The following is a 25,979-nucleotide window of genomic DNA, read 5'->3' on the forward strand; positions in this document are numbered from 1 at the left end:
TGCAATGCGCTATCAAGTAAAAGCTGTGCTTGCCGGGCGAGGCACGGTATTTCTTGAACTCGACGCCGATAGCGCGGAAGACGCACGTCTTCAGGTGCTGGCGCAAGGCGGGATGGTGCTGAATGTCAGGCGCCGTTTTTCAGGCTGGCTGCCGAAGCCGAGGCTGCGTTTTCCGCTGGCGCACTTCAGCCAGGAACTGCTTTCGCTGCTGGTAGCTGGACTCAGTCTGGTGGAGAGTATTGAAACACTGGCGGATAAAGAGCAGGACGCCGGCGTGCGTAAAATTATCGAGGAGCTGCTTGCACGGCTTTACGAGGGTGTTACGTTCTCTCGCGCATTGGAGTTTTTTCCGCAAGCATTCCCCCCGCTCTACGTCGCGACCGCAAGGGCAAGCGAGCGTACCGGCGACCTGCCTGAGGCGTTAACGCGTTTCATAAATTATCATACACAGATGGATCTGGTCCGCAAGAAGCTGATCGGCGCTTCCATTTACCCTGTGCTTCTGTTGTTGATCGGGTTGCTCGTGGGGCTGTTTCTCCTGGTTTTTGTCGTGCCGAAGTTCAGCGCCATCTACGAGGATGTAGGCTCGGATTTGCCTTGGCTCTCCATGCTGCTTATTGAATGGGGGCATCTTGTGCAGGAACAGGGATGGCAGATGGCGGGTGTCGCGGCAGCTGTGCTGGGGCTAACCGTTTATGGCATTACCCGTCCGGCATTCAGGGTGCGGTTGATCCAGCAGTTATGGCGTATTCCAGCCATTGGGGAACGCATGCGGGTTTATCAGCTCGCTCGATTTTATAGGACATTAGGCATGCTGTTGCGCGGCGGCATCCCGGTGGTGAAAGCCTTGGAGATGGTGGACGGCCTGTTGCAACCGCACTTCCGACCAAGAGTGCGCGCCGCTGCCCTTCTGATCCGCGAAGGAAAGACCATCTCAAACGCAATGGAAGCTGAAGGGCTGACTACGGCGGTCGGCGACCGCATGTTGCGGGTGGGCGAAAGAACCGGTCTCATGGGCGAGATGATGGAGCGCATCGGCAATTTTCACGATGAAGAAATCGCGCGCTGGGTAGAGTGGCTCACCAAGCTGATCGAACCGGTGCTGATGGCGGTGATCGGGGGCGTGATCGGGGGGATAATCATTCTTATGTATATGCCTATATTTCAGTTGGCGGGAAGTGTCGGTTGAACCAGTTGATCGAAGCGGAGGTCCTTCAGACCGCAACAGGGACAGGACGTATTGATGCGCATCAGCTTGCTGAGGCGCGCAGGGAGGCTTTTACGCGAGGCGTTCCGGTAATCGGTTTTCTGGAGGAAACATATGGCCTTGAGCCCGATCAACTGATAGCGGAACTGGGTCGGTTGCTGCGCATGCGTGTGCTGACAATGGAACGCCTGCGCGCATTTACCCCCGCATTCGAAGTGTTGCCTTTTAACGAAGCCGTTGCCGAGGAATGCGCGTTGTTCCGCAACGGCGAGGAATACATCCTTGCGGTCGCCAATCCGTTTTCGCCGAACTTGAGAGCCTGGGCGGAAGACCGTATCGACGTTCCAGCGGCATGGCATCTGGTTCATCCGGCGGACTTGGTCGCCTTTTTTGCCCAGCAGGAACAGACCATGCGCGCCATGGATACTTTGCTGCCCGCAGCGGCAAGCCGAGAAAAACAGGCGGGTGAGGAAGATCTTTCGCTCAAATCGATCAACGAAGGTACGAGCCCGGTGGTGCGTTTGGTACATTCCACCTTATATGACGCGCATAAATCACAGGCAAGCGACATACATCTCGAAATGGTACCGGGCGCACTTTCGATCAAATACCGGATCGACGGCGTTCTGACCAGCATCGGAGTGGTGCAAGGCGCGGATTTGGCGGAACAGGTCATTTCACGCATCAAGGTGATGTCTGATCTGGATATTGCCGAACGGCGAGTGCCTCAGGACGGTCGTTTCAAGGTTTCCATCCAGGGAAGGGAGATTGACTTTCGCGTATCCATCATGCCCAGTATTTTTGGGGAAGACGCGGTGTTGCGTATTCTTGATCGGCAGGCGCTGGCCGATCATGTGGAGGGCCTCACGCTGGATCATCTTGGCTTCGAACCGGCCACAATGGCGAGTCTGCGCCGGCTCAGCGCCGAACCCTACGGTATGCTGCTGGTGACCGGGCCCACCGGCAGCGGGAAAACGACGACGCTTTATGCCGCCATTTCCGAAGTAAACACCGGCCACGATAAAATCATTACCATCGAAGATCCAATCGAGTACCAGTTGCCCGGTGTCCTGCAGATACCCGTTAACGAGAAGAAGGGGCTGACCTTTGTGCGCGGTTTGCGCTCGATTCTGCGTCACGACCCCGACAAAATAATGGTTGGAGAAATCCGCGATCCGGAGACGGCGCAAATTGCGATCCAGGCGGCATTGACCGGCCATCTGGTGTTTACCACCGTTCACGCGAATAACGTGTTCGATGTCATCGGGCGTTTCTCGCATATGGGGGTCGACCCCTACAGTTTCGTTTCGGCCCTGAACGGAATCGCCGCGCAGAGATTGGTCCGCCTGCTCTGCGCGCATTGCGCAGCCGAAGAGCGTCCGGACGAGCAATTGATAGCGGCATCCGGAATTACTCCGGAGCGGGCGGAAACCTTCCGGTTTCGCGCCGGAAAAGGCTGTGGCCAGTGCCGGGGCAGCGGTTATCGGGGACGAAGCGCGATTGCGGAGATGCTGATCTTGAATGATGAAATCCGCGAACTGATCGTGGCGCGTGAACCCATACGGCAAATCAAGGAGGCAGCGAAGCGTAATGGCACTCGTTTCCTTCGGGACGCAGCGCTGGAGATGGTGCAGTCTGGGCAGACGAGCTTGCAGGAGGCCAATCGTGTCACCATTGTGGCGTGACCGGATGCAGGTTTTTCTTGCGCCCGAACGGGTCGATATGGCGCGGCTGCGCAAGGGTATAAAGCCGAAGCAGGCGGCTCGGGTTGCCGCCACGTGCGAACAGAAGCCGGGGTTGCCCGCGTGGGAGGCTCCGCTTGAGCAATTCGAGCGGATAACCGAACAGGCCGGCGGAGTGGACATAAGCATCACCATTTCGAACGCCTTCGTTCGCTACGTAGTACTGCCCGCTCAGCCATCGATTGCGACCCCGGCCGAATTGCACGCCTATGCCGCGTTTCAGATGCGCGAGGTATTTGGCGACCGGGCCGCGACATGGGTCATCAGCGTAAGTGCGTGGGACCCGTGCAGCGGGGGGGTATGTGCTGCGATTGAGCGTAGTTTTCTGGAACGGATGACCGAAGTCTGCTCGCAGCGCAAGGCGAGGCTGAAATATGTCGAACCCTATCTCACGGGCGCTTTTGATCACTGGTACAAGCGATTCAATAGCAACCGCTCATGGTTCGCATTGTTGGAAACCGGACGGGTTTGTATCGCCTTGCTGGAGAATGGCGCGTGGCAACGCATAAGTAACCAGCGGATCCTGCACGATGTGGAAGATGAACTGCTCTCGGTGCTTCATCAGGAGGCGATACTGTTCTCCGGAAGCAAGGAAGCGGACGAGACGGTCTACCTGTTTGCGCCAGAGCATCAAGAATTCGCCTTGCCGGAGGACTGCGGATGGCGCATTGCTCCGCTGCAGACTGAAAGCATGCCTGCTCCGCCGCATTATCCAACCATTGCCGAAGTGACGGCCGGGGCAACCTGATGCGCCGCCTTGGACTCAGATTTCCGGACACCGGCGGCGGGGCGGAGCGCGTGGGCTATATCATTATGTCGCTTGGCCTCATGATGTTGGGCGCTGTGTTGTATGAGTTCAATCTGGCCATGAACGAGGTGGCGTATTGGGATACCCGTATCGCCAGCGTTGAGCGGCGGGTTCAGCGCACCACGGCGCCCCAGGGCACTTCGTCTTCGTCATCGTCATCGTCGTCGTATGCCGGCCGCGACATGAAGCAGGAGGTAAAAAAAGCCAATGCGGTAATGAGCGAGCTTGATTTGCCGTGGCAAGCGCTTTTTGATTCGGTCGAATATGCCGCCAACCATGATGTGGCTCTGCTCTCCTTCCAGCCGGACCCTGCCGGCCGCATGATGCGTATCGGCGCGGAGGCAAAGAACATTGCGGCGATGCTGGATTTCGTCGGCGCGCTGGAACGTGAGCCGGTGCTTAAGGATGCCCACCTGCTCAAATATGAAATCAAGCGGGACGATCCTCATCGGCCCGTCATTTTTCTGTTGACCGCAATATGGGCCTAAGTTTTTTACAAAACGCCTGGCTGCGCATGCGCTGGCAAGCGGAACGGCTGGGTACCCCTGGAAAAATCGGCTTCGCGCTGTTTGTCTTTTCCGCAGCGTTTTTTTTCGCGGCAGTGTTACCGCGGCGCGCCGAGTCGAGCGCGCTTATGATCAAGGCGGAAACGATGCAGGCGCAATTGAAGGCCGAACCCGCGCGGACAAGCACAAGCGGCTCAGGCATCCGGAAGGCGGTACAAGGACATGAAGGGCTGCAGGTATTTTACGAGTTTTTTCCGAGTTTTGATTCCACTCCGTTCTGGATTAACGAGGTGGTACAGTCCGCGGCAGAGCACGCCGTAGAGATAAGCGGGACCGAGTACCGTCTGGTGCGGGAGAAGGAGGTGAAGCTCGCGCGCTATGAGATGCTGGTGCCGGTGCGGGGTAAATATTCCCAGGTGCGTGGTTTTATCGCCGGTGCGTTGCGTGCCGTTCCGCCAATGGCGCTGGTGGATGTTGCGATTAAACGTGAAGGGGTGGACTCGGAGTTGCTGGACGCGAATCTCAAATTCAATCTCTATCTGAGCGAAGGCCCGGAATGACAGGAGCGGGGGCACCAAGCGGGCGGCGCACATTATGGCTGGGGGTGGCATTGCTAGCCTCGCTTCTTGCCGCCCAATGGGTCAGTGGAGAGGATGGCACTGCGGATCTGGAGCAGGTTAAAGAAGAAGCAACTCCACGAAAACAGGCTCCTACGGCTGAAATTCGCTCGTCGAGCGAAAACGCGCGGGAAAATGAACTGCTTCGGCTCGATCGATTGGAGCGCAGGAAATTCAGCACCCAGGCCGGAGACATTTTTCGTGCTCAATCGTGGGCACCCCCTCCCCCTCCCCAATCTGAGGCCGAAAAAAATCAACCGCCTCCACCGCCGCCGCTTCAATTCAAATATCTCGGCAAGATTATTGAGGGTGAGGAAACCCAAGTATTCCTTGCGCTGGCTGAACGTAATTATATTGTCAAGCCAGGAGAGAAAATCAATAGCCAGTACCGCCTGGATGAGGTGAACGACCATGCAATCACCGTTACTTATCTTCCGCTCAATGCCAAGCAGATGCTTGCCACTGCACCGGTCGGAGAGATTCGATGAGGGCGGGAGCGGTTGTTCTGTTTGTCGCGTTCCTGGTCATGTTCGCGGGGTGCGCAACCAAGAAAGAGTTTACGGAAGGCAAACGCCTGATTGCCGAAGGCAAGATAGACATGGGGCTTGCCAGCCTCGAAGAGGCGGCAAGAAAGGAGCCGGATAATCTTGAAATCCGCACCATACTTGCGCGTCAGCGAGAGGCAGTAGCGGCGCGTCACCTGCTGGATGCAGATATTGCGCGCTCGAAAGGCGATGTCGCTGCTGCGGAGCAAGGCTATCGTCGCGCACTGGAGATAAATCCACACAACGATCGCTCCCAGGAAGGCTTGGCCGGGCTGGACATGGACCGCCGCCACGGTGTGATACTGAAACAGGCGGAAGAACTGATGGCGCGAAAAGATTATGTGGCCGCCGAACCGGAGCTCCGCACTGTTCTGCAGGAAAATCCGCAGCAGAAGGACGCCCGCCGTCTCCTACAACTCATCACGGACATGGAGTTCCAGGCTGAAAAGGTCGGGCCGGTTCTGAAAACCGCGTATAAAAAGCCGGTTACGCTTGAGTTCCGCGACGCCGGTCTGAAATCCATCTTTGAAATAATGGCGCGCGCCGCGGGGATAAACGTCGTTTTCGACAAGGATGTCAGGCAGGATACTAAAACCAGCATTTTTGTGCGCGATACCAACGTTGAGGATGTGTTCAAGCTCTTGCTCATGACGAATCAGCTCACCCATAAGGTGCTTAACGAAAACTCGGTGCTGATCTATCCGAATACGCCCGCCAAGCAGAAGGAGTATCAGGAGTTGAGCGTCCGCAGTTTTTTCGTTGTGAACACCGATGTGAAGCAAATCGTCGCCATGGTCCGAGGACTGGTCAAAACCAAGGATATGCACGTCGACGAAAGGTTGAATTCGTTTGTCATGAAGGATACGCCGGATGCGATCCGCCTAGTCGAGCGACTGGTTGCCGTGAATGACCTCGCTGATCCGGAGGTCATGCTGGAAGTCGAAGTGCTCGAAATCAGACGCGATCTTCTGCGCAATCTCGGTTTCTTATACCCGGATCAGGTTCGGGTGAATATGCTGAACGCAGCCACGGCTGCTGCTGGTATTCCACCGCCAGATTTTCGAATAAGTTCCGCCGGAATCAATGGTGGCACCGGGGGCCTGGATAACCTGACGGCTATCATCCTCAACCCGGCATTGGTAATCAATCTCAAGCAAACCGAGGCAATTATCAACGTTCTAGCCAATCCCCGCATCCGGGTGAAAAACCGGGAGAAGGCAAAAATTCTCATTGGCGATAAGGTTCCGGTAGTCACCACCACCGCGACCGCCAACGTCGGCGTGGCGTCCTCCGTGAGCTATCTCGAAGTGGGGCTCAAGCTGGACGTGGAGTCCACAATCACCTTGCAGGACGAGGTCTCGATGAAAGTCAGCCTCGAGGTGAGTAATATTGTCAAAGAGGTGCCGATAGCAAATGGGGGCCTCGCCTATCAGGTAGGGACCCGTACCGCCGCCACCACGCTTGCGCTTAAGGATGGAGAAACACAGGTTCTCGCGGGATTGATCAGTGACGACGAACGCGCAGCGCTTACGAGAGTCCCGGGATTGGGTGAACTGCCATGGGTTGGGAAACTGTTTACGAACCAGAATTTCACGCGCAATAAGACTGAAATTGCGCTTCTGATAACCCCCCGTATCGTCCGAAATATCTCCCGCCCGGCAAGAGCGGACAGTGATCTTCATTTTGGCACCGAGAACGCGGTAGGGGCGCGTCCCGTCACAATCAAAAAGAGCGCACCCAATTCGCTAGCAATGGCACCCACGGGGACCGGTGGTGGGGCTGGTTTGGCCGCCGAGTCTGCAGTTCCAACAGACGAGCCGAGGCCTTCCAGGGATGCTGCCCCTGCCGCCGATGGCGTTCCTGTCCTGATGCTGGTGGGACCCGAGCAAGTGCTTGCCGACAAGGAATTCGCGGTCAGCGTAAGCCTGGGCGGAGCCGACGCGCTGCCACCTGCAGAGCTGGAACTCAGCTACGACCCGAGCGTACTGGAATTGCTGGATGGAGGCGAGAAATCAGGATCACGGTCGTTGAAGCTGGGTAAGGGAGGAGGATTTGCGGAACTGCGATTCAAAGCGGTTGCACAAAAACCGGTCACAACCCAAGTCTCGATCAAGAGCCTCACCCTACAGGGCGAAAGCGCAGGTCTTCCGGAAGTTCCATTGCCGCCTGCCGTCAGTATTGATATCCGCTAACCGTTGGAATCCATGGCGACAAGAGAGTTCGTCGCAAGGCTAAAAGCCGAGAGCGGTTTTAGTCTCATCGAACTAACCATTGTGGTCGCAATTATGGCAGTGCTGGCCTCCTCGGCTGTTCCCTTGTATGAGCTGCATGTGAAGCGGGAAAAAGAACAGGAATTGCGGGTGGGACTGCGGCAGATCCGGGAAGCAATCGATGCGTACAAACGCGCGGTCAGTGACGGCCGGATCGCCAGGAAAGCAGATGAATCGGAATACCCGCGCAAACTGGAGGATCTGATCACCGGCGTGCCGGACATCAAGGACCCGGAAAAGCGCAAAATCTATTTTTTACGCCGGTTGCCGCGCGATCCAATGTCAGAGGATCCTTCGTTATCCGATGCGGAAACGTGGGGGAAACGCGCTTACGAAAGTCCCCCGGATAATCCGCAGGAAGGCGACGACGTTTTTGATGTGTACTCGCGATCTCAAAAGACCGGCTTAAACGGTATCGCTTACGACAAATGGTGAGCAGCGTTAGGAAAACTTCTTAGTAAGCCTGCCATACGGCTCCGGGGACTTAATCATGCAGAACAGGCAGGGGGAAAATCAAAGCGGCGCATTAATCCCTGACAAGGGCTATCGCGGCTTTACCCTGGTCGAACTACTGGTCGTGATGGCAATCATCGCGACCCTGCTCAGCATTGTTGCGCCTAAATATTTCAATTCGCTGGACCGGTCAAAGGAAACAGTGCTTCGCCAGGATCTGAATGTCATGCGCGACTCCATCGACAAGTTTTACAGCGATACCGGCAAATATCCGGCCGATCTCGCCGAGTTGGTGGAGAAGCGGTATTTACGCGCCGTTCCGGTTGACCCTCTTACTGAAAGCGCGGATACATGGATCGCAGTTCCTCCCGCGGACGGGTCGGGGGGCTTGTACGATGTCCAAAGCGGCGCGCCAGGACAGGCGAAGAACGGAACATATTACGGCGCCTGGTAGCTGAAAGATGGAAAGGTGTCGCATGTCTAGCATGTGCAATGAAAAAGGTTATACCTTCATCTGGATAATGTTCGTAGTTGCGTTCGCCGGCATTGCGCTGGCTGGCGCGGGGCAGGTGTGGAAAACCGAAGCGCGGCGTGAGAAGGAAAAAGAGCTTTTATTCGTCGGAGAACAGTTCAGGCTCGCGATTGGATCGTACTACGAGAATTCTCCCGGCGCCAAGCGCTATCCGGATTCCCTCGAAAAATTGCTTCTCGACAATCGCTTCCCCACCGCCACCCGGCATTTGCGCAAGATTTTTCATGACCCGATGACTGGCGTTGCCGAATGGGGATTGATCAGCCGGCCTGGCGTCGGGATTACCGGGGTACACAGTCTCTCGGCTCATAAACCCCTTAAAAAGGCAAATTTTCACGAGCGCTACAAGTCTTTCGCAGAAGCGGACAGCTATCGCGAATGGAAGTTTATTTATTTGCCGGGCGAGGCGGGAGGCGGAGCCTCCCAGCCGCAGGCCCAGCCTCAGAATCAGACCAACTCCCCTTTCGATCAAAAACAACCCGCTCAACCACAGGCTGATCAACAGCAGCAAACTCAACCCGGTTCGTCCATGTTTCCGGCTTCACCAGACCCATCGGGCGAGAATGATTCCTTGTTCCGTCGGCGGGAGCCACCACGTGAAGGCGTAAACCCGGGCTGATACGTAGCCCCCGTCGCACTATCGCTTGTCATATTGCACAGGCGATGGCAACGGGAACGCGTGTGGACAAGGTTGCAGCCCGAGTTCCAGTCACGGGAAAACAAATGCCAAAGCCGGTGCCATGAGCTTTTCCGCCTACGCCATATTCACGTAGATGACACATGATCTTAATGTTTCTGTCATGCGAACGTCCGAGAATGCTACGGTTGATAGAAGTTCAAAAAAAAACCGTGTGCCCAAGATTGTGACCGGGGACGCGCATAACATAAAGCCGGGCATGAGAGACACTGAAAGGTTTATTGCTCTGACGGAACGAGAAATCGAGTATCTGTTCCGGATTATAGATTCATCTACTTGCATAACGCAGCGACATCAATTTTTTTTGTGGGCACAGGGGGAGGTACAGAGTCTCCTGCCACATGTCATGCTCGTTTGCATATTCGACGACGGGTCTGAAGAATCCATCAGTATCGAAAAGTTTAGCCGCACGGAATTTTGCGCGGCCAAATTTTCCGACCTTTGCCGTGCGGAGGGCGGAATCATTTTCCGCCTCATGTCCGCCTGGAGCGCGGACGAAAATCAGCCGTTGCTGCTGTGCCCGAGTAAGCCTCAGGCCATTGCGTACCGCCAATTCGCCAACGACCTCAAGCGTGACGCTCTGGATCGCATTGCAGCGCACGGAATGCATGACACCAGCGGCCGTACAAGCAGTTTTTTCGCCTTCACACAGTTTTCCGTCCCCTTGACCGAGCGCCATGCGTATTTCCTCGAATTATTGATGCCTCACATGCACACGGCATTAGTGCGGATGCTGTTCCATGAACGGCATCGGAAGGACGGGGCTGTTACGGGGAAAAACAGGAAACTCATTACTGATCGCGAAACCGAAATCTTGCGCCATGTTCAGTCCGGCAAGAACAATCAGGAAATTGCGCAGTCGCTCAATATCAGCCCTCTTACCGTAAAAAACCATATCCAGAAAATCTTGCGCAAGCTGGATGTCAATAACCGTGCGCACGCCGTGGCTAAAGCAATGGCATTGAAGATCACGCTCTAGGGGCATCGTCATAGGACCTCCCCACGGTCGCAGCCTTCCAACCGCCTTACGCTGCAACCAGTGGCCGGCCCGGCAGTGAGGTTCCGCATCGCCACCGTTTGAAAAGCATATTTCCCGTTATCCGTCATCGCATCTCACGCTCCAGTCATTATCTCTCACATAGTCCACCTCCCGGTTCTTTCCCGCCTGAAGCATAGTCGTCTAGAAAATCGCCGTCAGCAGCATCGCCGGCCTTTGTAACCTCGCGCTCTACCGTATAGTCCGAACGCTCCATGAAAAGCGAGTCGTGCTAACGATATACCGTCACATCCCATCATTACCATTCGGAGGCGGAATGGAACAGCGATCGCATTGCTGAGCCGTGACGACAGGCACAGAAAAATAGCCGGAAAGTATCACGAAAAGCAAGACAGCCCTTCACAAGCGCTTAACGGTGTTTTCATACACTGGCGGCGGCCGGTAAGAAGTGTTTGCGATGGTCAGGGATAAAGCCAAACCCGTTGCGAAGCGGGGACGGAAAGCTACGGGTCTCCCATAAGGGGAGGCAGCCGGGTTGCTCCAAAGATGTTAGATGTTGACCGAAGAGACTTGGACATATCGACCCATGGTCGACTGGCCTGGTCAGATCTCAGGCAACTCATTAATTCATTTAAGGGAGCATCAGCAATGAAAATAGAATTAAAACTCAAGGCACTCGCAGTCGCGGCAATCATGGCCGCGGGAACCCCCGCCTTTGCGGCCATCGACGGCGGTCCGAGCGGCAACGGCGAACTCTTGCTCAACGTACGCTACTACGGTGGCGATTCCGCTACCACCGGCGGTGACGACATATCTGGCCTGTTCGATCTCGGCTTCAAGATGGACGATATGATCGCAGCGAACGGCCAGGCCGGCTATACCAAAAGCTGGGATCTTAAGACGGGCGATTACGGCGCATCCTGGAGCCAGCTGACCAGCTTTGTTGGTGCGTCTAATCTTGGTAAGATGGAATTCAACGTAATCGCGCTGGATGATACCGATCGGAATCTTAAAGGCGGTTCACGTTACCTGACCACGGGCAACGTTGACGCATTCCCGAGCCAGGGCAATGCCAACGTGAAAACCATGAACGGCATGGACAAGTATGTCGATGCCAACAACAGCCGTGGCACCCATGGCACCGTCGCTAATGGCGCCAGCGTTGCCACCGCGACGGACCCTTCCGATACCTTCTTCGGCGCGATTAACGGCTTTGGGCAGGGCGATACCTGGCTTCAGAAGACGACCGTCGACACCACACAAGCTGTGGGTACAGATCAGAATTTCTGGTTTCTGACCACCTCTTCCACTTCGAACTTGGCCCAGGCCACCAAGACCCCCTTCGGTTTTGACCTGAACCACGACGGCACCATCGGTGCTGGCGAATTCACCAAAGTTTCGTTAAGCGAGGCAGGTGTTCTTACCATCACCAGTCCCGTGCCTGAAGCCGAGACCTGGGCCATGCTGCTCGCCGGCCTGGGGATGCTCAGCATGATCGTCCGCCGCCGTACGGGCGTCTAATCGTAAATCCGCTGAAGCTTTCCTCTATCTCAGAAAAGAAAGCGCAGGGATTTGTTGCAGTATTCAATCAGTTAAAAAAGGACATAAAATGAAAATGAAACTGAGTAAAATCGCCCTGGCCATCGCATCGCTGGGCACGGCTCCGGTTGCTTTCGCGCTGACTCCCGCTCAGATCGCCGCCGGCCCAACCACTTACGTGTGGCTGTCCGGCGCATCTGCGCCCACCAATGCAGTGTTCCGCAGCGTGATGTCGCTTTGCAACGGCTTGGCCGGCAACGGCGGCACCAATGATGCGCACATGTATCTGGAAGCCGCCGGTACCGAACCAGGCAAGAGCAGTGGAGACCGCGTGGCGTATGCCTGTACCATGAGTTCAGCCGCCGGTTCGCTGGCCGGAAAGAAAGTCGTGGTATACCACACGGTTGAGGGCGGTTCGTTCAACGCCTACGCACCGCATCTGAGCATGGCCGCCGAGCCCAATCCCAACGGCTACCTGCCGGGTAATCTGAAGCGTATCAACAATCTGGCGTTGCTCGGTGCCGGGGGCAAGTGCGCCGGGGGTGCGGCTGGCTCGACGAGTGTGACCTTGAACGGTGTAGCCTATAACATCGGCCGCTACAACAACTGCGCCGACGTCGTTACCAAGACCTTCACCGCTTCGGTCAAGGGTGATGCATCCGCCCTTCCCGGGCAAAGCTATCCCGACGGCGGCTTTTCCGATACCGAGTATCTGATTAACAAGCAGAACCTGGCTATCCGGGCGGAACTCGGCGAGATCGGTTCAGAGGTGGCGACCAACATCGGCCAGGCCTTCGGCGTAGCGGTAAGCTACCCCCTGTACCACCAATTGCAGAAGAATGATGTTACGGCCGGGTTGTTGGCTGCCACTTGCGATGATGGTTCCGCAACCGCCCCCAATCTCACCCCTGCCTGCCAGCCCAGCATGCCCGCCCAGCGCTATACCTCTATCGCCTCCCAGGGCACCATCGGCAGCGTGGACGGTAGCCTGTTCGGCGGGCCTGCCGGTTCGATAGTAAACCTGGCGCGCCGCGTCCCAACCTCCGGCACTCAGTCGGCGTCCAATATACGTTTCCTGGATAAGCCTTGTGCCACGGGGACGTCCCAGGGTGCGCTGGAACCGGCACGCGCCACTGACAGCACCGGCACCGCGATTGTCACCGAGCAGTCCAGCACAGGCGGCGTGAAAACCGCGCTCAACACGGCGACGGGTGCAAACCAGTTTGGCTTGGGCGTAATGTCGATGGAAAACACGCCGGCCCCGACCGCTACCGCTGATCGGTGGGCGTTCGTCAAGCTGAATCGTGCCTCCCCCAACACCGACGCCCAACAGCGCGCGGAAGCGATGGATGGCTCCTACGACTTCTGGTTTGAACTCGCAGCGTTCACTGCCGGGGGCTCCGTCAGTCCCGCCAGTGCCTCGGGGGCGGCCCTGATCTCGGCCGTAACCACCACGCTGGGTGAAAGCGATCTGAAGGGTATATTCGCCACACCGGTGGCCGGTTCCAGTGGTCCCACCGGCAAGGGCGCACGTCTCGGCAATTCCTGCCAGCCTGCGTTCCAGTAGGCTTTTCACGTTATCAGGACGGTGCAACGCTGTCCCGACCCTGTGAAAGGGACAGCCCATCCCGGGCTGTCCCGTTTTGCGCTTATAAGAACAAAAATAAGAATGCTTCAGTTGAGCTCTCAAATCGTGCGAATGGCGAAAAAAGCGCTGTGTGCAAGCTGCATGTTGTGCTTGATCGGCCTCATGCCTATGTCGAGCGCATATGCACAAAATTCACAGTTTGATGTATTCGAATACCGCGTCGAAGGCGCCACGTTATTGCCTGTTGCGGTGATCGAAGAAGCAGTTTATCCGCACCTTGGCGAAGCAAGAACCCTCGACGATGTGGAGCGGGCGCGCGACGCGCTGGAGCGTGCGTACCACGCCGCGGGCTACCTGACCGTGCTGGTGACGATTCCCCAGCAAAAAGTGGAAGATGCGGTTGTGCGGCTGGCGGTCACGGAAGCGCCAGTGAAGCGCTTGCGTGTGGTGGATTCGCGCTATTTCAGTCCCGCTGATATTAAAGCCACGATACCCGAGTTGGCCGAGGGGAAGGTTCCAAACTTTCCGGAAATGCAAAAACAGCTGGCGAGCCTGAATCGTTCCGCCGATCGCCGCGTCACGCCGGTCCTCCGAGCGGGAAAGACGCCGGGTACGGTGGAAGTCGATTTGAAAGTGAAGGATCAGCTTCCTCTGCACGGCAGTATCGAACTGAACAGCCGCCAGATCCCGAATACAACACTTACCCGGCTCAGTGCAAATGTAAGTTGGGACAACCTTTGGCACCGGCAGCATAGCCTTGGCCTCACCGGCCTTGTTGCACCGCAGAATCCGGACGAAAGCAAGGTATTTTCCGCCAATTACACAATGCCGGTTCCGACCGGCGGCTTCCTCGCCTTATACAGCGTCTATTCTGATTCCAACGTAGCGTCAGTGGGGGCGCTTAATGTGCTGGGCAACGGCGTAATTGTCGGTGGGCGCTATATCCTTCCCCTGCCGGGCGTCGATGGATTCTTCCATACCGCCACCCTGGGTGTCGACTACAAGGACTTCGGGCAGACAGTCAATCTGATTGAGGGCGGTAATTTCAACACGCCCATCACGTATATGCCATTCACTGTCGGATGGGATGGCACCTGGGTTGGCGGCCGAAGTGCCACCAAGCTTGGACTCTCGCTGAATTTTCACCTGCGCGACGTGGTAGGAAGTGAAGCCGAATTTGCCAACAAGCGTTTCAAGGCACATTCAAACTATATGTTTCTGCGTGGTAATTTTTCCCATACCCACACCATGCCCGGGGGGTGGGGATGGACGGGGCGTGCGACTTGGCAGATTGCAGCGCAGCCGCTTATCAACAACGAGCAGTCCATCGTCGGCGGGATAAATACGGTGCGCGGCTACCTCGAAGTTGCGGCCTTGGGCGACGACAGCGCAACCGGACAATTTGAAGTCTTTACCCCCAACTACGCCGCCTATCTGATCAGGCCAATCGACGAGTTTCGCTTGGTGGTTTTTATCGATGGCGGGGTCGTGCGCGTGCAGCAGCCCTTGCCCGGCCAGATAGACCGGTTCGACCTGGCGGGTACCGGCATGGGATTTCATCTCAAAGCATGGAAGGGAGCGTCCGCTGACTTTAGCTGGGCGCTTGCGCTGGAGGACGTTAACAGGACCAAGGCGGGAGACAAACGGGTGCATTTCCTGGTGCGGCAAGCGTGGTGATGAGATCGAGCTGGCGCTCGAATACATCGCCCCAACGCCCGATCGAAACCGGGTTTAAACAGAATAACGTGATAACGCAAGGTGGGATGAGGCGGGATATCAAGGCTTCCCGTCCGGGCGCAGGTGGAAAAAATGAATCGTAAACTATACAAATTAGTTTTCAACACGACCTTGGGCATGCTGGTTCCGGCGGCAGAATCGGCACGGGGCTGTCGCAAGGCGGCCGGTAGTAAGGGGCTTCTGTTGACAATTTTGCTGATAGGGACAACTGCGCAGGCTGAGTTGCCCGTGCCGTGCGCTGGCGGCAGTTGCGGTGGCGGGATACCGGATTTTGTCACGTCGGGTCAGGCAAATTATCACGTCCATGACCATCAGGCCATCGTCAACCAGGTGGGTGACAAAGCCATTCTCAATTGGGAAAGCTTTAACGTCAGCCCGGGCCATTCGGTGCAATTCAGTCAAGTGGAGAGTCTTGTCGAGCAGAACCTGGTGCAGGGCGCCAACTTCACTACCCTTAATCGGGTCTGGGACAACGATCCCAGCGTTATCGCCGGCATCATCAGCCAGGCCACGGGGCAGAAGGCGAATATCATTCTAGTCAATACGAATGGCATTGCATTCATGGGCTCGTCCCAGGTGAATCTCAACAGCTTTACCGCCAGCAGCCTGGATATCAAGGATAACTTCATTCTGAATGCGTTTCTTACCCCCGAGAAGACAAGCCCGCAATTCGAAGGCTCGGGAGGCTTCGTCAAGGTGTTCGAGGGCGCGCGCATCACCGCCGGCAGCCAGGGCCGCGTCATGCTGATCGCGCCCACCGTCATCAATAAAGGCAGGGTGGAGGCGGCAGACGGCCAGGTGGTTGCGGCGGCGGGCACCAAGGTGTTTTTGCGTTCGGCTTCTGCGCAGCCCACAGATGCGAACGTGCGCGGACTGCTGGTGGAGGTGGATAGTCCGGTTGGCTTGAGTGACTTCGAAACCGCCAACACGGGTGTCAAGGATGGCAAGCTCGATGGTCAAACCGTCGCGCTCAAGGATGCTGCACGCGACAAGCTCGGCCACGTCACCAATCTGGGCGAACTGAGCACGCCGCGTGGCAATGTCACCATGGTGGGGTACGCGGTAAACCAGCAAGGCATCGCGCGCGCGACCACTTCGGTGGTCGCTAACGGTTCGATATATCTGATGGCGCAGGATGCGGCCACGGCACAGGATAGTTCGACCCGCGGCGGCCACGCGGTCCTCGGCACGGGCAGCCTGACCGAAATATTGCCAGACGTATCCGACAAGACCGGCGTGCCGGATGGGCTGACAGGCACCGGCCTCGTGCTTCCGTCGCAGGTAAAGGTGGTGGGACAGGACGTCCGGATGGAAAATGGTGCGATGATCAACGCGCCGGCCGGCGAAGTGAATTTCATCGCGATCGACAATCCCAGCTTGCTATTTACCGATGATCCAGTCAGGGAGGTATTTAATGCGCCTGTCTCGGCTGCTGCCCGGGTTCATATAGCGAGCGGTGCGGGCATCAATGTCGCTGGACTGGAAAACGTGGCAATTTCCGCAGCCCGTAATGGCGTGGAAATCGAACTGCGCGGGGATGAGCTGAAAGACTCGCCGGTGAATCGTGATGGGCCGCTGCGCAGCCAGAAGGTTTTTGTCGATATTAACCGCGCTTTAGCCAATGCCACCGCGGGCGAGCCCACACTGATTGCCAAGGACAGTCTCGAATCCCACCAGGCGCGTCTGGAGCGCGGCGTGGCTGAACGCTCCACCCAGGGTGGTACGGTGCGCGTGAGCTCGCAAGGAGAGAGCATCATCGAAGCCGGCGCCGCAATCGATCTCTCGGGCGGCAGCCTCCGCTATTCGCCGGCAAGCGTCCCCACCACGCTGATTATGTCGCGTGGGATTTTGACCGACATCGCCGATGCGCGCGCCGATGTGCGCTATGACGGCATCGCTACGCGTTATGTGCAGGATTACGGACGCTGGAATGTGAAAGAGGTGATCGACCTCGGGCAGAGCTTCAATTACGATCCCGGCTATACCGAGGGCAGGAATGCAGGCGCGCTGGAAGTCATTGGTTTGCGCGCGAACGTGATGCAGGCTGATATCCAGGGCCGCACTGTCGTGGGCGAGGTACAGCGCGACGCAGGCATCATGCCTGCTGGCGCCCGGCTGACAGTTGGCAACGACCCTGTGGCTAACCCCCTTCTCAGCGCCGGAGTCGACCACAAGCTCAACCAAGTGGTCGAGCTGGGTGGCGCCGGCGTTGCCCTGCCGGCGGGGTTCAAGTTTGGCGATACGCTTTCGTCCGATCTCGTCAGTACTTTAACCCTTAACCCTTCGCTGCTGGGCAAGGATAAGATCGCCAATCTGGAGATATTCAGCAACTATGCTGCGTCCGTGCGCGAGGCTTTGCGTGCTCCGCTGGGAGGCAGCGTGCATATTGCCGCGCAGGGGCTGACAGTCGACGGCGATATCGAGGCCAGGGGCGGTTCGATTGTACTCAACTCAGCAAGAAACGATGTCAATATCGCGTCCGCGCCAGTGAATTTGACTGTAGCGGATGGCGTGACGCTGTCGGCACGCGGGGCCTGGGTGAACGAATTGCCGGGCATGCCGCCGGGCTCCGGCGAGGTCGCGCTGGTGCATGGCGGCAAAGTCGCGCTTAGCGCGGGAGACAACGTCGCCTTGGGGCAGAACACGCTGCTGGACGTCACCGGTGGCGGCCGGCTCAGGGTGGACGGGGAAGGCAGAGTCATCCCCGGCAATGGCGGTGAAATCAGCATTTCCGGCAACGCCGTATCGGGCGTTGCCGACAATTTGCGCGGCTATGGGGTCGATAGCGGCAGCGGGGGCACGCTTACCGTGTCCAGCAATAAGATCCAGATCGGCGGCGTGCCGGACAATACGCCGGGCACGCTCAACCTGGACGCGGAATTTTTCCAACGCGGCGGATTTTCCAACATCCATCTTGCGGGGCTGGATAAACTGACCGTGTCGTCAGGCACAAAGGTTACGCCTACCACCCTCAGCCTGGAATTGCAGCCGGACTATACCCTGCGGCCGAGTGGCAGTCGGCTGGAGGATTTCACGCGCCAGGTAAAGCTGGATGACCTGATCCGCCACCCGCTGAATTTGAGTCTTACCGCCAAAAATCCCGCCGATGGGGCGGGCCACTTGCTGATCGGCGCTGGCGCGCGCATCGCGGCCGATCCAAGGGCAAACGTGACGCTCGCGGCGGCGCAGTTGCTGGAGATACAGGGCCGCATCAGCGCGCCCGGCGGCACCATTTCGGCAACGCTTGATCACGGCCTCGAAGCCCAAGAGGCATTTGATCCTGCTCACGGTCTCTGGCTGGGCAAGCAGGCGGTCCTCGATGTATCGGGCATGGCGCTGACTTTTCTGGACAGCAATCGCCTTACCCAGGGCGAAGCGCTGAATGGGGGTAAAGTCGCCTTGCATGCTCAATATGGTTATGTCGTGACCGAGGCCGGTTCGAAAATCGAGCTATCGGGTGCCACACCGGTTCGTCTTGATATCCTGAATGAAGCGGGAGGACTGGGGCAGTGGATCGGCAGCGACGCCGGGTCGCTACGCATCAGCGCGCGCGAAGGTGGGCTGCTGGACGGCGCTTTCGCGGCATATGCGGGCAGCGGCTCAAGTCGCGGCGGTGTATTCGATCTGGTGCTGGGCAATAACTTCACTGCCCCGGACCCAAGTCTTGGATATCCTGTTGGGGAGCGCGTGCTGAGCCTGGCGCCAATTGTGGCACCGCAGGTGGGTGACCTGACTCCAGGCGCGGCTATACCAAGCGGGTTGAACGGGCAGGCCAGGGTCGGCTCTGCAGTGCTGGAGGCTGCAGGCTTCGATCGCGTCGCGCTTAAAAGCATTGATGCGATCCGGCTGGAAAACGGCTTGAATGTGGGGGCGAACCGGACGCTGCCCTTGAATGAGCTGGTGCTCGATGCCGCGCGTATCGAAATGGCAGGGGGTGCAGCGACGTTGAAGGCGCAAACCCTTCGGCTGGGCAATTACGACATAAACCGGGTGGAAGTGGTCAACACACCGGTTGCCGGCGACGGCGTTCTCAAGACGGATTCGCAACTGCTGGAACTGGCGGGCAACCTGACCTTGAGCGGCATGGCGCGCGCAGAACTGAATGGGACCGAGGAAGTCAGGCTGCAAGGAATAAGCAGCACCGGCGTACAGCGTCCCACCAGCATGCTCGCCAGCGCCGGAGACTTGGCCTTCAGCGGTGCGGTTGTTGCTCCCACCACCTATAGCCAGTTCAGCATCCAGGCACCGGGACAGACGGTTTCTTTCACCCGCAATAGCCTGCAGCCAGCTCAACCTCTGTCCGCCCTGGGCAGTCTTTCCGTGACGGCGGCGGATATCGTGCAGGGCGGCAATGTGTGGGCGCCGTTCGGCCAACTGAATTTCAACGCTACCAATTCCGTCGCCTTCAAGGATGGCAGCATGACTTCCGTGGCGGCCGCACCCAGCAGCATGGTTCCCTTTGGCATGCTGGTGAACGGGCGTAGCTGGGTTTACAGGCCGGATGCGTTCGAGATTCCGCAGCTTGCGTTTAACGAAAAATCCATCCGCATGGATGCGGCGAATATCGACATGCAGACGGGCGCCGCGCTCGACCTCGCCGGGGGTGGAGATTTGCAGGCCTATGAGTTCAGCGTGGGACCAGGTGGGTCGCGCGACATTCTCAACGACGCCGGAACCTATGCCATCCTCCCAGGCAATAGGGGCGGGTTCGCCCCCGGCGACAGGCAGGAGAATGTGGGTTTCGACCGTGCCTCGGGAGATGCAGTGTATCTTTCCGGGATACCGGGCCTGCCGGCGGGCGTGTATACGCTGCTGCCCGGGCACTATGCGCTGCTGCCGGGTGCTTACGCTGTCAGCCCGAATATGGATGTGCCCAATCTGCTGCCGGGCCAAGCCTATAGCAAGCAGGATGGCAGCCAGGTTGTGCCCGGCTATGTTACCGACAGCCGGGCATCCGCGGGCGGCCCGCGCGATGCTTTATGGCACGGCTTTGAAGTGCTGACCCGCGACCAGGTTCTGCAACGCTCAGAAATCACTCTCACCCGGGCCTCCGAGTTCTTTGCCGCAGGGGTCAGCCGTCCGCAGGACGCGGGCTTGCTATCCCTGGATACGACTGCGGGGCTCAAGCTGGATGCCATCTACAAACTCGCGGCGGGCGTGGGGGGCCGGGGCGCTGCGGTCGACATCAGCGCGCCTAAAATCGCCATCACCAGCCAGCCAGGTTCCATAATTCTCGGCGTCGATCCGCTTGCCACCCGCATTGCGGTCACCACGCTCAATAGCATCGGCGCGGCCAGCCTGTTCATCGGCGGCACGCGTAGTGCCGGGGCTACGGTCGGCGCAAGCACGACGCTCAATGTAGGGACGGACGAAGTAACGTTGGCTAACGACACCGATCATGCCTTGAAGGGCGAGGAAATCATCCTGGCCGCAAAGGATACGCTCACGCTCAAGTCTGGCAGTGCCATCGACGCGCAAGGCAAGGCAAATACTACCGGCGCCGGCTACAGCACGGAGGGAAATGGAGCGCTGGTGCGGGCCGCCTCCACCCATGCCGCCTTTTCCCGTACCGGGAGCCCGGGTCGTAGCGAGGGTGCCCTGATCGGTGAAGCCGGGAGCACGATCCGCTCAGTAAACTCGGTCACGCTGGACGCCACGAAACAGAATGCCTTTGCGGGTACAACCAGTTTTGCCAACGATAGGAATAATCCCGTCGCGGGTAATTTGACGGTTGGTGCGACGCGCGTCAATTTTGGGAACGCGCCGTCCGGTTCCGAGGGTCTGATTCTCAGCCAGGGCGAACTGGACGCGCTGGATCGCCTGAACTCGCTGACGCTGACAAGCTATACCACTTTTGACCTGTACGGCGATGTGGATGTCGGAGGGGTAAACTCTGCCGGCAAGCCGACCCTGCAAGCCCTGAACCTGTTAGGTGGCGGGCTGGCCGGACTGAGCAATGTCGGTAAAACCGCCAATTTGCGTGCCGCTGCCATCACGCTTTCCAATCCGGCTGCGGTGGCATTCACCGCCGGAGGTACGCTCGGCACCGGTACGCTGGCGATACAGGCAGATAAGCTGGTGCTCGGCGAAGGCGCCAAAGCGATCGAAGGATTTTCCCAGGTCGATGTTCGGGCAAATGAGCTTATCGGACGCGGCTCAGGAACTACTGATATTGTAGCCAATGCAGCAAACATGAGCATTGCGCGTATCAGCGGCGAGCAAAGTGCCAGCCAGAGCCTGACCGCAGGCGGCACCCTCAACTTCGCCGATACTGCGGCGGATCGTGCGCTCGCGGCGGTAAATGCGCTTGGAGCGAAATGGGCGCTGTCGGGCACGGAGGTGATGTTGGATACCGAGGCGATTCTGCCCTCTGGACAGCTCAGACTTACCGCGACGTCCGCTGATCTTACACTGGGCGCAAATGCAGTCGTGGACGTAGCCGGACGGTCGGTGGCTTTCTTCGACGTGCAACGCGGGTCGCCAGGCGGCAGCGCCGAACTGGTCAGCGATAACCGCAATGTGGTGGTGACCGAGGGCGCAAAGGTCGACGTGTCCGCCCCCTTGGGGGCGGATGCAGGAAAGGTGAACGTACGCGCACCGAAAGGTGCGGTGACCTTGCCGGCTGGGAGCTTGCAGGGCTCAACCGTGAAGGACGGCAATGGCGCCAAAGGCAACGGCGGGCGCTTCGAACTGGATGTGGCCACGCTGCCGGACTTCTCCGCTCTCAACACCATGCTCAACCAGGGCGAATTCGATGGCGCGAGGACGGTGCGGGTACGCACCGGCGATGTCAGCGTTGCTGCGTCAGACACGGTCAAGGCGAAGGAGGTGCATATTGCGGCGGACGGGGGAAAACTGGATGTCGCGGGTCATGTCGATGCCTCGGGCAAGGATGCGGGCAACATCCATCTTCATGCGAAGAACGATGTGGCGGTATTGGCTGGGGGGAAGCTCGACGCCGTTTCCACCGGTAGCGGTGAGAGTGGCGGTGAAGTGGAGATCGGCACTGCCGTGGGCAGCCTGAACCTCGCGCAAGGCAGCGCGATCGACGTGCAGGGCGGTAACAACGGACACGGGGGGAAAGTAGTGCTGCGCGCACCGCGCACCGGGAGCGGCGCGGGCACTGACGTGGCAGTCGGCGGTATCGGCGGCAGCATCAGCGGCGCCGGGTCGGTAGCGGTGGAAGCGGTCAAGGTTTACGACAACATTACGACGCTGACCGCTTCCGGCGCAGGGAGTGGCACCCTCAGCCTTGATACGGTGAACACCGACAATACCAGCTTTGCATCCAACGCCGGCACGATTGCGTCGCGTCTGGGCAAGGCTGGTGATGCCGTTTTCCACGTGCGCGGCGGGGTTGAAGTGCGCTCGGCCGGCGATCTTGCGCTCAGCAATGACTGGAATCTCGCTACCCGGCCCGCGGGACAAGAACCTGGCGTGCTGACCCTGAGGGCGGCAGGCAACCTCAATCTTGATAACAACCTCTCGGACGGCTTCAACGTGGCGACGCCTTTCAGTAGCGGCACCACGCCCGCCACCCTGCTTGAAGGAGATTCATGGGGCTACCGGCTGGTTGCAGGCGCGGATGCCGATGCTGCCGATCCGCTGGCAGTGAAGGCAGGCAGCGGCGACATCACCCTCGCAGCCGGCAAGTTGGTGCGCACCGGCACCGGCGACATTCGTCTCGCCGCAGGCGGCGACATAAAACTGGCCGATAACAAGTCCGCGATTTATACCGCCGGACGGATATCCGATACCGCCGCCGGTTTTGTCGTTCCCGTCAATAGCCAGTTCAGCCAGGGCGGAGGGGATGTCAGCCTGGTGGCGATGGGCAATATTACCGGCGCGCCCTCGGCGCAACTCTATTCCAACTGGCTGTTCCGCCAGGGGGCAGTGAACGCATCCACCGGGGAGTACACCCGCCAACCCGCCTGGTGGGTACGCTTCGACCAGTTCCAGCAAGGCGTCGGCGCGCTGGGCGGGGGCAATGTAACGCTGCAGGCCCGCGGCAACGTGGAAAACGTTTCCGCCAGCGCCCCAACGCAGGCACGCATGACCGCCGCTGCGCCGGATGCGACAAAACTGGTGACGACCGGCGGCGGCGACGTGAGGGTGACAACCGGGGGCGACCTGCTGGGCGGCCAATACTATGCCGACCGTGGCGATGTCGTTATAACAGCAGGTGGCTCGGTGAGCAGCGGGCAGACTGTAGCCGGCAATCCACTCTACACCATTCTGGCCCTGGGCGATGCGCGGGCGTTAGTGCGCGCGCAAGGGGATGTCAATATTCAAACCGTGCTAAATCCCCATCTGGTTGTCCAGTCTTCCGGCACCGGCGCCGCGTTTAACGTCAACAATGCCACCAGCCCAAGCTGGAGCCTTTTTTCGACCTACAGTAAGGACAGTGGTGTAGATATGCAGAGCCTGAGTGGCAAGGTGACGATGCACAATGGCGGGGGGGGAAGTGCAAATATACCCGAAGCTTATCGAAAGACCCAGGGCATCAATGGCCCCGGGCTCAACTTCACTATTTCGGGCCAACGGTACCAACCAGACCTGTTTTCCCTTTTGCCGCCGAATCTATCGGCAACGGCTTTTCAGAATGATATTGTCATGAATGATGGTCCTACCGACATCGTGCTGAGCCCCTCGCCACGCGCGCAGTTGACGCTATTGGCGACGAACTCCGTCAATATCCCCGCGGTTATATCCATGAGCGACCGCGATCCAGCGCTGATCCCGAGTGGGATCCGGCCAGGATCGACGTATACCCAATTTCCGACCACCTCAGTGAGGGCTGCGGACGTGGTGCTTGTTCATGCCGCCGTTCCCGTGCATACCGGAGATACTCAGCCGGCGCGAGTTTATGCTGTAGCTGGGGATATTCGGGGCAACATTGAGGGCCTCCCAAACCTGGATTTATCGAAGGCCGTTCGGGTACGTGCGGGACAGGATGTTCGCGATCTCGGGATTGTGGCGCAGCACGTCAGCAAGGGGGATATCAGCCGGGTGGAAGCAGGCCGGGATGTTGCCTTTACCTCCGGAAATAGCCGAATAGATACCGCGAAAATCTGGGTTGGCGGTTTGGGGCGGTTGGAGGTGACCGCGGGGCGTAATGTGGACCTGGGCACCTCCGCTGGAATCGTCAGCCGCGGTGACCTCGATAATGCGGAATTGCCCGCCGGGGGCGCCGATATTCATGTGGCGGCCGGGGTGGGGGCGCAAGGGATCGATTACACCGGGGCTGTCAACCGGCTGGCTGCGGAATTGGAAAAGGCGGGGGGGAACCCGACTGATGTCCTGTTGTGGCAGGCGCGTTGGCTGGTGAAGAACGATAACTTGGAAGGTCCTGATGCCTTGCAGGCGGTGAAAGCGGTACAGGCGCTGAATGCGGACGTGCAGCAGGGCATGGTGCGGGCGATGATATATTCCGCCTTGCTGGTCACCGGACGCGATTCCAACAATCCGGACAGCCCGTTTGCCGCCGACTATGAACGCGGCTATGCGGCGTTGGAGCTGGTGTTCCCGGGATTGCGCGAGAAGAATGAGGATGGCACCTTTAAAAATTACCAGGGAGAAGTCAATCTGTTTGCCAGCCGTATAAAGACCGAGCGCGGCGGGAATATCGAGTTCATGGTGCCGGGCGGGGACTTGATTGTCGGTCTCACCAATACCCCCGCAATACTGGTAGACGTGGGCAACGATGTCCTTGGAATGCTGACCGTCGCCGAAGGTGACGTGCGCGGTTTTGCTCGTAACAATATCACCGTCAATCAGTCGCGCATTCTCACGGTGGGCGGTGGAGACGTCCTGCTGTGGTCGAGCGAAGGCGATATTGATGCGGGTAAAGGCAAGAAGAGTGCAACCGCGGTGCCTCCGCCGATCATCAAAGTCGATGCCCAAGGTAACGTGACGCAGGAATTGCAAGGCGCGGCTTCGGGCAGCGGGATAGGTGCCCTTTCCAGCGGCGGGAAGCCCGCTGGCGACATCGACCTGGTTGCGCCCACCGGCACGGTGAACGCGGGGGATGCTGGTATTCGGGCCGGCAATCTCAATATTGCCGCCCAGGTCGTGCTGGGCGCGGATAATATCGCCGTTGCCGGCACATCCACCGGCACCCCGGTGGCGGATGCCAGCGCGGTCACCGCCACCACTTCCGGTTCCACATCTCAGGGAGATGACGTATCCAAGGCAACAGCCGCTTTATCGCAGAATTTGTCAGATGCCGCGCGCACGTCCGATTCAATGAAAAAACTTAAACCCACCTTTATTTCTACCGAGGTAATCGGGCACGGCGAGTAGGAAGATGGGTCTGGAAATACGGACCTGCTAACGGGGTAGTGGCGGTTTGGGAAAATCACTACAGGTGATCGGTTCTTTTCGTCATTAGGGCCGGATTGTCATCGCGTTTACGCATCCGGTGCTACGCTCAAGCATCGTTTTTTATTACGGCGGCGGGCCACGCAGCCCATCAGGCTGAGTCCTGACACCAGCATGGCGTACACCTCGCGTTCCGGGACAGGTGATATGAATGTCACGTCATCAGCACCAATCCTTGGCCGCCGAGCGAAAGCGAACGAAGTCGGCCGTAGATCGGGTGATGCCAAAGAAGATCCCCGAATTAAGGCTATCGTCGAGTGGTCGACCTCAACGGTATATGATTCGAGCACTTGCTGGTCCTTACCCAAAACTCTGATGAGTATGGGGCCGCCATCGAAACTGTTGAGGAAGGCTCCGGCGG

At 58.4% G+C, this 25,979-nt stretch carries 15 protein-coding genes and 1 riboswitch; all 15 genes read left to right on the top strand.

Annotation, left to right across the window (positions count from 1 at the left end):
• The first annotated feature begins 4 nt into the window (after window positions 1–4).
• The 15 genes from C8R31_RS08035 (at window position 5) to C8R31_RS08105 (ending at window position 25,540) form a co-directional block, all read left to right on the top strand.
• A complete protein-coding gene (locus C8R31_RS08035; RefSeq protein WP_107693573.1) occupies window positions 5–1,189 on the top strand; it encodes a type II secretion system F family protein in 1,185 nt (394 codons plus the stop codon).
• Entirely contained in the window at window positions 1,186–2,892 is a 1,707-nt protein-coding gene (locus C8R31_RS08040) for a GspE/PulE family protein (protein WP_219907485.1), read from the top strand. Before C8R31_RS08035 ends, C8R31_RS08040 begins: the two co-directional genes overlap by 4 nt.
• Window positions 2,873–3,697, top strand: a complete 825-nt coding sequence (locus C8R31_RS08045; RefSeq protein WP_258192630.1) for a hypothetical protein — start codon at window positions 2,873–2,875, stop codon at window positions 3,695–3,697. The genes C8R31_RS08040 and C8R31_RS08045 overlap by 20 nt, the downstream gene beginning before the upstream one ends.
• Entirely contained in the window at window positions 3,697–4,245 is a 549-nt protein-coding gene (locus C8R31_RS08050; RefSeq protein ID WP_107693575.1) for a fimbrial assembly protein, read from the top strand. Before C8R31_RS08045 ends, C8R31_RS08050 begins: the two co-directional genes overlap by 1 nt.
• The gene (locus C8R31_RS08055) at window positions 4,236–4,823 is read left to right on the top strand and encodes a hypothetical protein (RefSeq protein ID WP_107693576.1); all 588 of its coding nucleotides are present in this window, start codon (window positions 4,236–4,238) and stop codon (window positions 4,821–4,823) included. The genes C8R31_RS08050 and C8R31_RS08055 overlap by 10 nt, the downstream gene beginning before the upstream one ends.
• Window positions 4,820–5,368, top strand: a complete 549-nt coding sequence (locus tag C8R31_RS08060; RefSeq protein WP_107693577.1) for a secretion system X translation initiation factor — start codon at window positions 4,820–4,822, stop codon at window positions 5,366–5,368. The genes C8R31_RS08055 and C8R31_RS08060 overlap by 4 nt, the downstream gene beginning before the upstream one ends.
• Entirely contained in the window at window positions 5,365–7,617 is a 2,253-nt protein-coding gene (locus tag C8R31_RS08065) for a secretin and TonB N-terminal domain-containing protein (protein WP_107693578.1), read from the top strand. Before C8R31_RS08060 ends, C8R31_RS08065 begins: the two co-directional genes overlap by 4 nt.
• Window positions 7,618–7,629: 12 nt before the next feature.
• Window positions 7,630–8,130: a type II secretion system protein gene (locus tag C8R31_RS08070; RefSeq protein WP_107693579.1), complete on the top strand. Its 501-nt coding sequence runs from the start codon at window positions 7,630–7,632 to the stop codon at window positions 8,128–8,130.
• A gap of 55 nt (window positions 8,131–8,185) precedes the next feature.
• Window positions 8,186–8,602, top strand: coding sequence for a type II secretion system protein (locus C8R31_RS08075; protein ID WP_107693580.1), 417 nt, complete (start codon window positions 8,186–8,188; stop codon window positions 8,600–8,602).
• A gap of 22 nt (window positions 8,603–8,624) precedes the next feature.
• Complete coding sequence (locus tag C8R31_RS08080; protein ID WP_181320511.1) at window positions 8,625–9,299, top strand: type II secretion system protein; 675 nt, start codon at window positions 8,625–8,627, stop codon at window positions 9,297–9,299.
• 277 nt (window positions 9,300–9,576) lie between these two features.
• Window positions 9,577–10,356, top strand: a complete 780-nt coding sequence (gene epsA / locus C8R31_RS08085; RefSeq protein ID WP_107693866.1) for an XrtB/PEP-CTERM-associated transcriptional regulator EpsA — start codon at window positions 9,577–9,579, stop codon at window positions 10,354–10,356.
• Window positions 10,357–10,836: 480 nt separating this feature from the next.
• A riboswitch (cyclic di-GMP riboswitch) is annotated at window positions 10,837–10,917 on the top strand.
• 105 nt (window positions 10,918–11,022) lie between these two features.
• On the top strand, window positions 11,023–11,895 hold the full coding sequence (locus tag C8R31_RS08090) for a PEP-CTERM sorting domain-containing protein (protein ID WP_107693581.1): 873 nt from the start codon (window positions 11,023–11,025) through the stop codon (window positions 11,893–11,895).
• A gap of 88 nt (window positions 11,896–11,983) precedes the next feature.
• On the top strand, window positions 11,984–13,480 hold the full coding sequence (locus tag C8R31_RS08095; protein WP_107693582.1) for a hypothetical protein: 1,497 nt from the start codon (window positions 11,984–11,986) through the stop codon (window positions 13,478–13,480).
• Between the two features lie 183 nt (window positions 13,481–13,663).
• Complete coding sequence (locus tag C8R31_RS08100; protein WP_258192631.1) at window positions 13,664–15,178, top strand: ShlB/FhaC/HecB family hemolysin secretion/activation protein; 1,515 nt, start codon at window positions 13,664–13,666, stop codon at window positions 15,176–15,178.
• Between the two features lie 132 nt (window positions 15,179–15,310).
• Window positions 15,311–25,540 (top strand): filamentous haemagglutinin family protein, encoded by a 10,230-nt coding sequence (locus tag C8R31_RS08105; protein ID WP_107693584.1) that lies wholly within the window; start codon window positions 15,311–15,313, stop codon window positions 25,538–25,540.
• Window positions 25,541–25,979 lie beyond the last annotated feature (439 nt).

Source organism: Nitrosospira sp. Nsp2, assembly GCF_003050965.1.
GTDB lineage: Bacteria > Pseudomonadota > Gammaproteobacteria > Burkholderiales > Nitrosomonadaceae > Nitrosospira.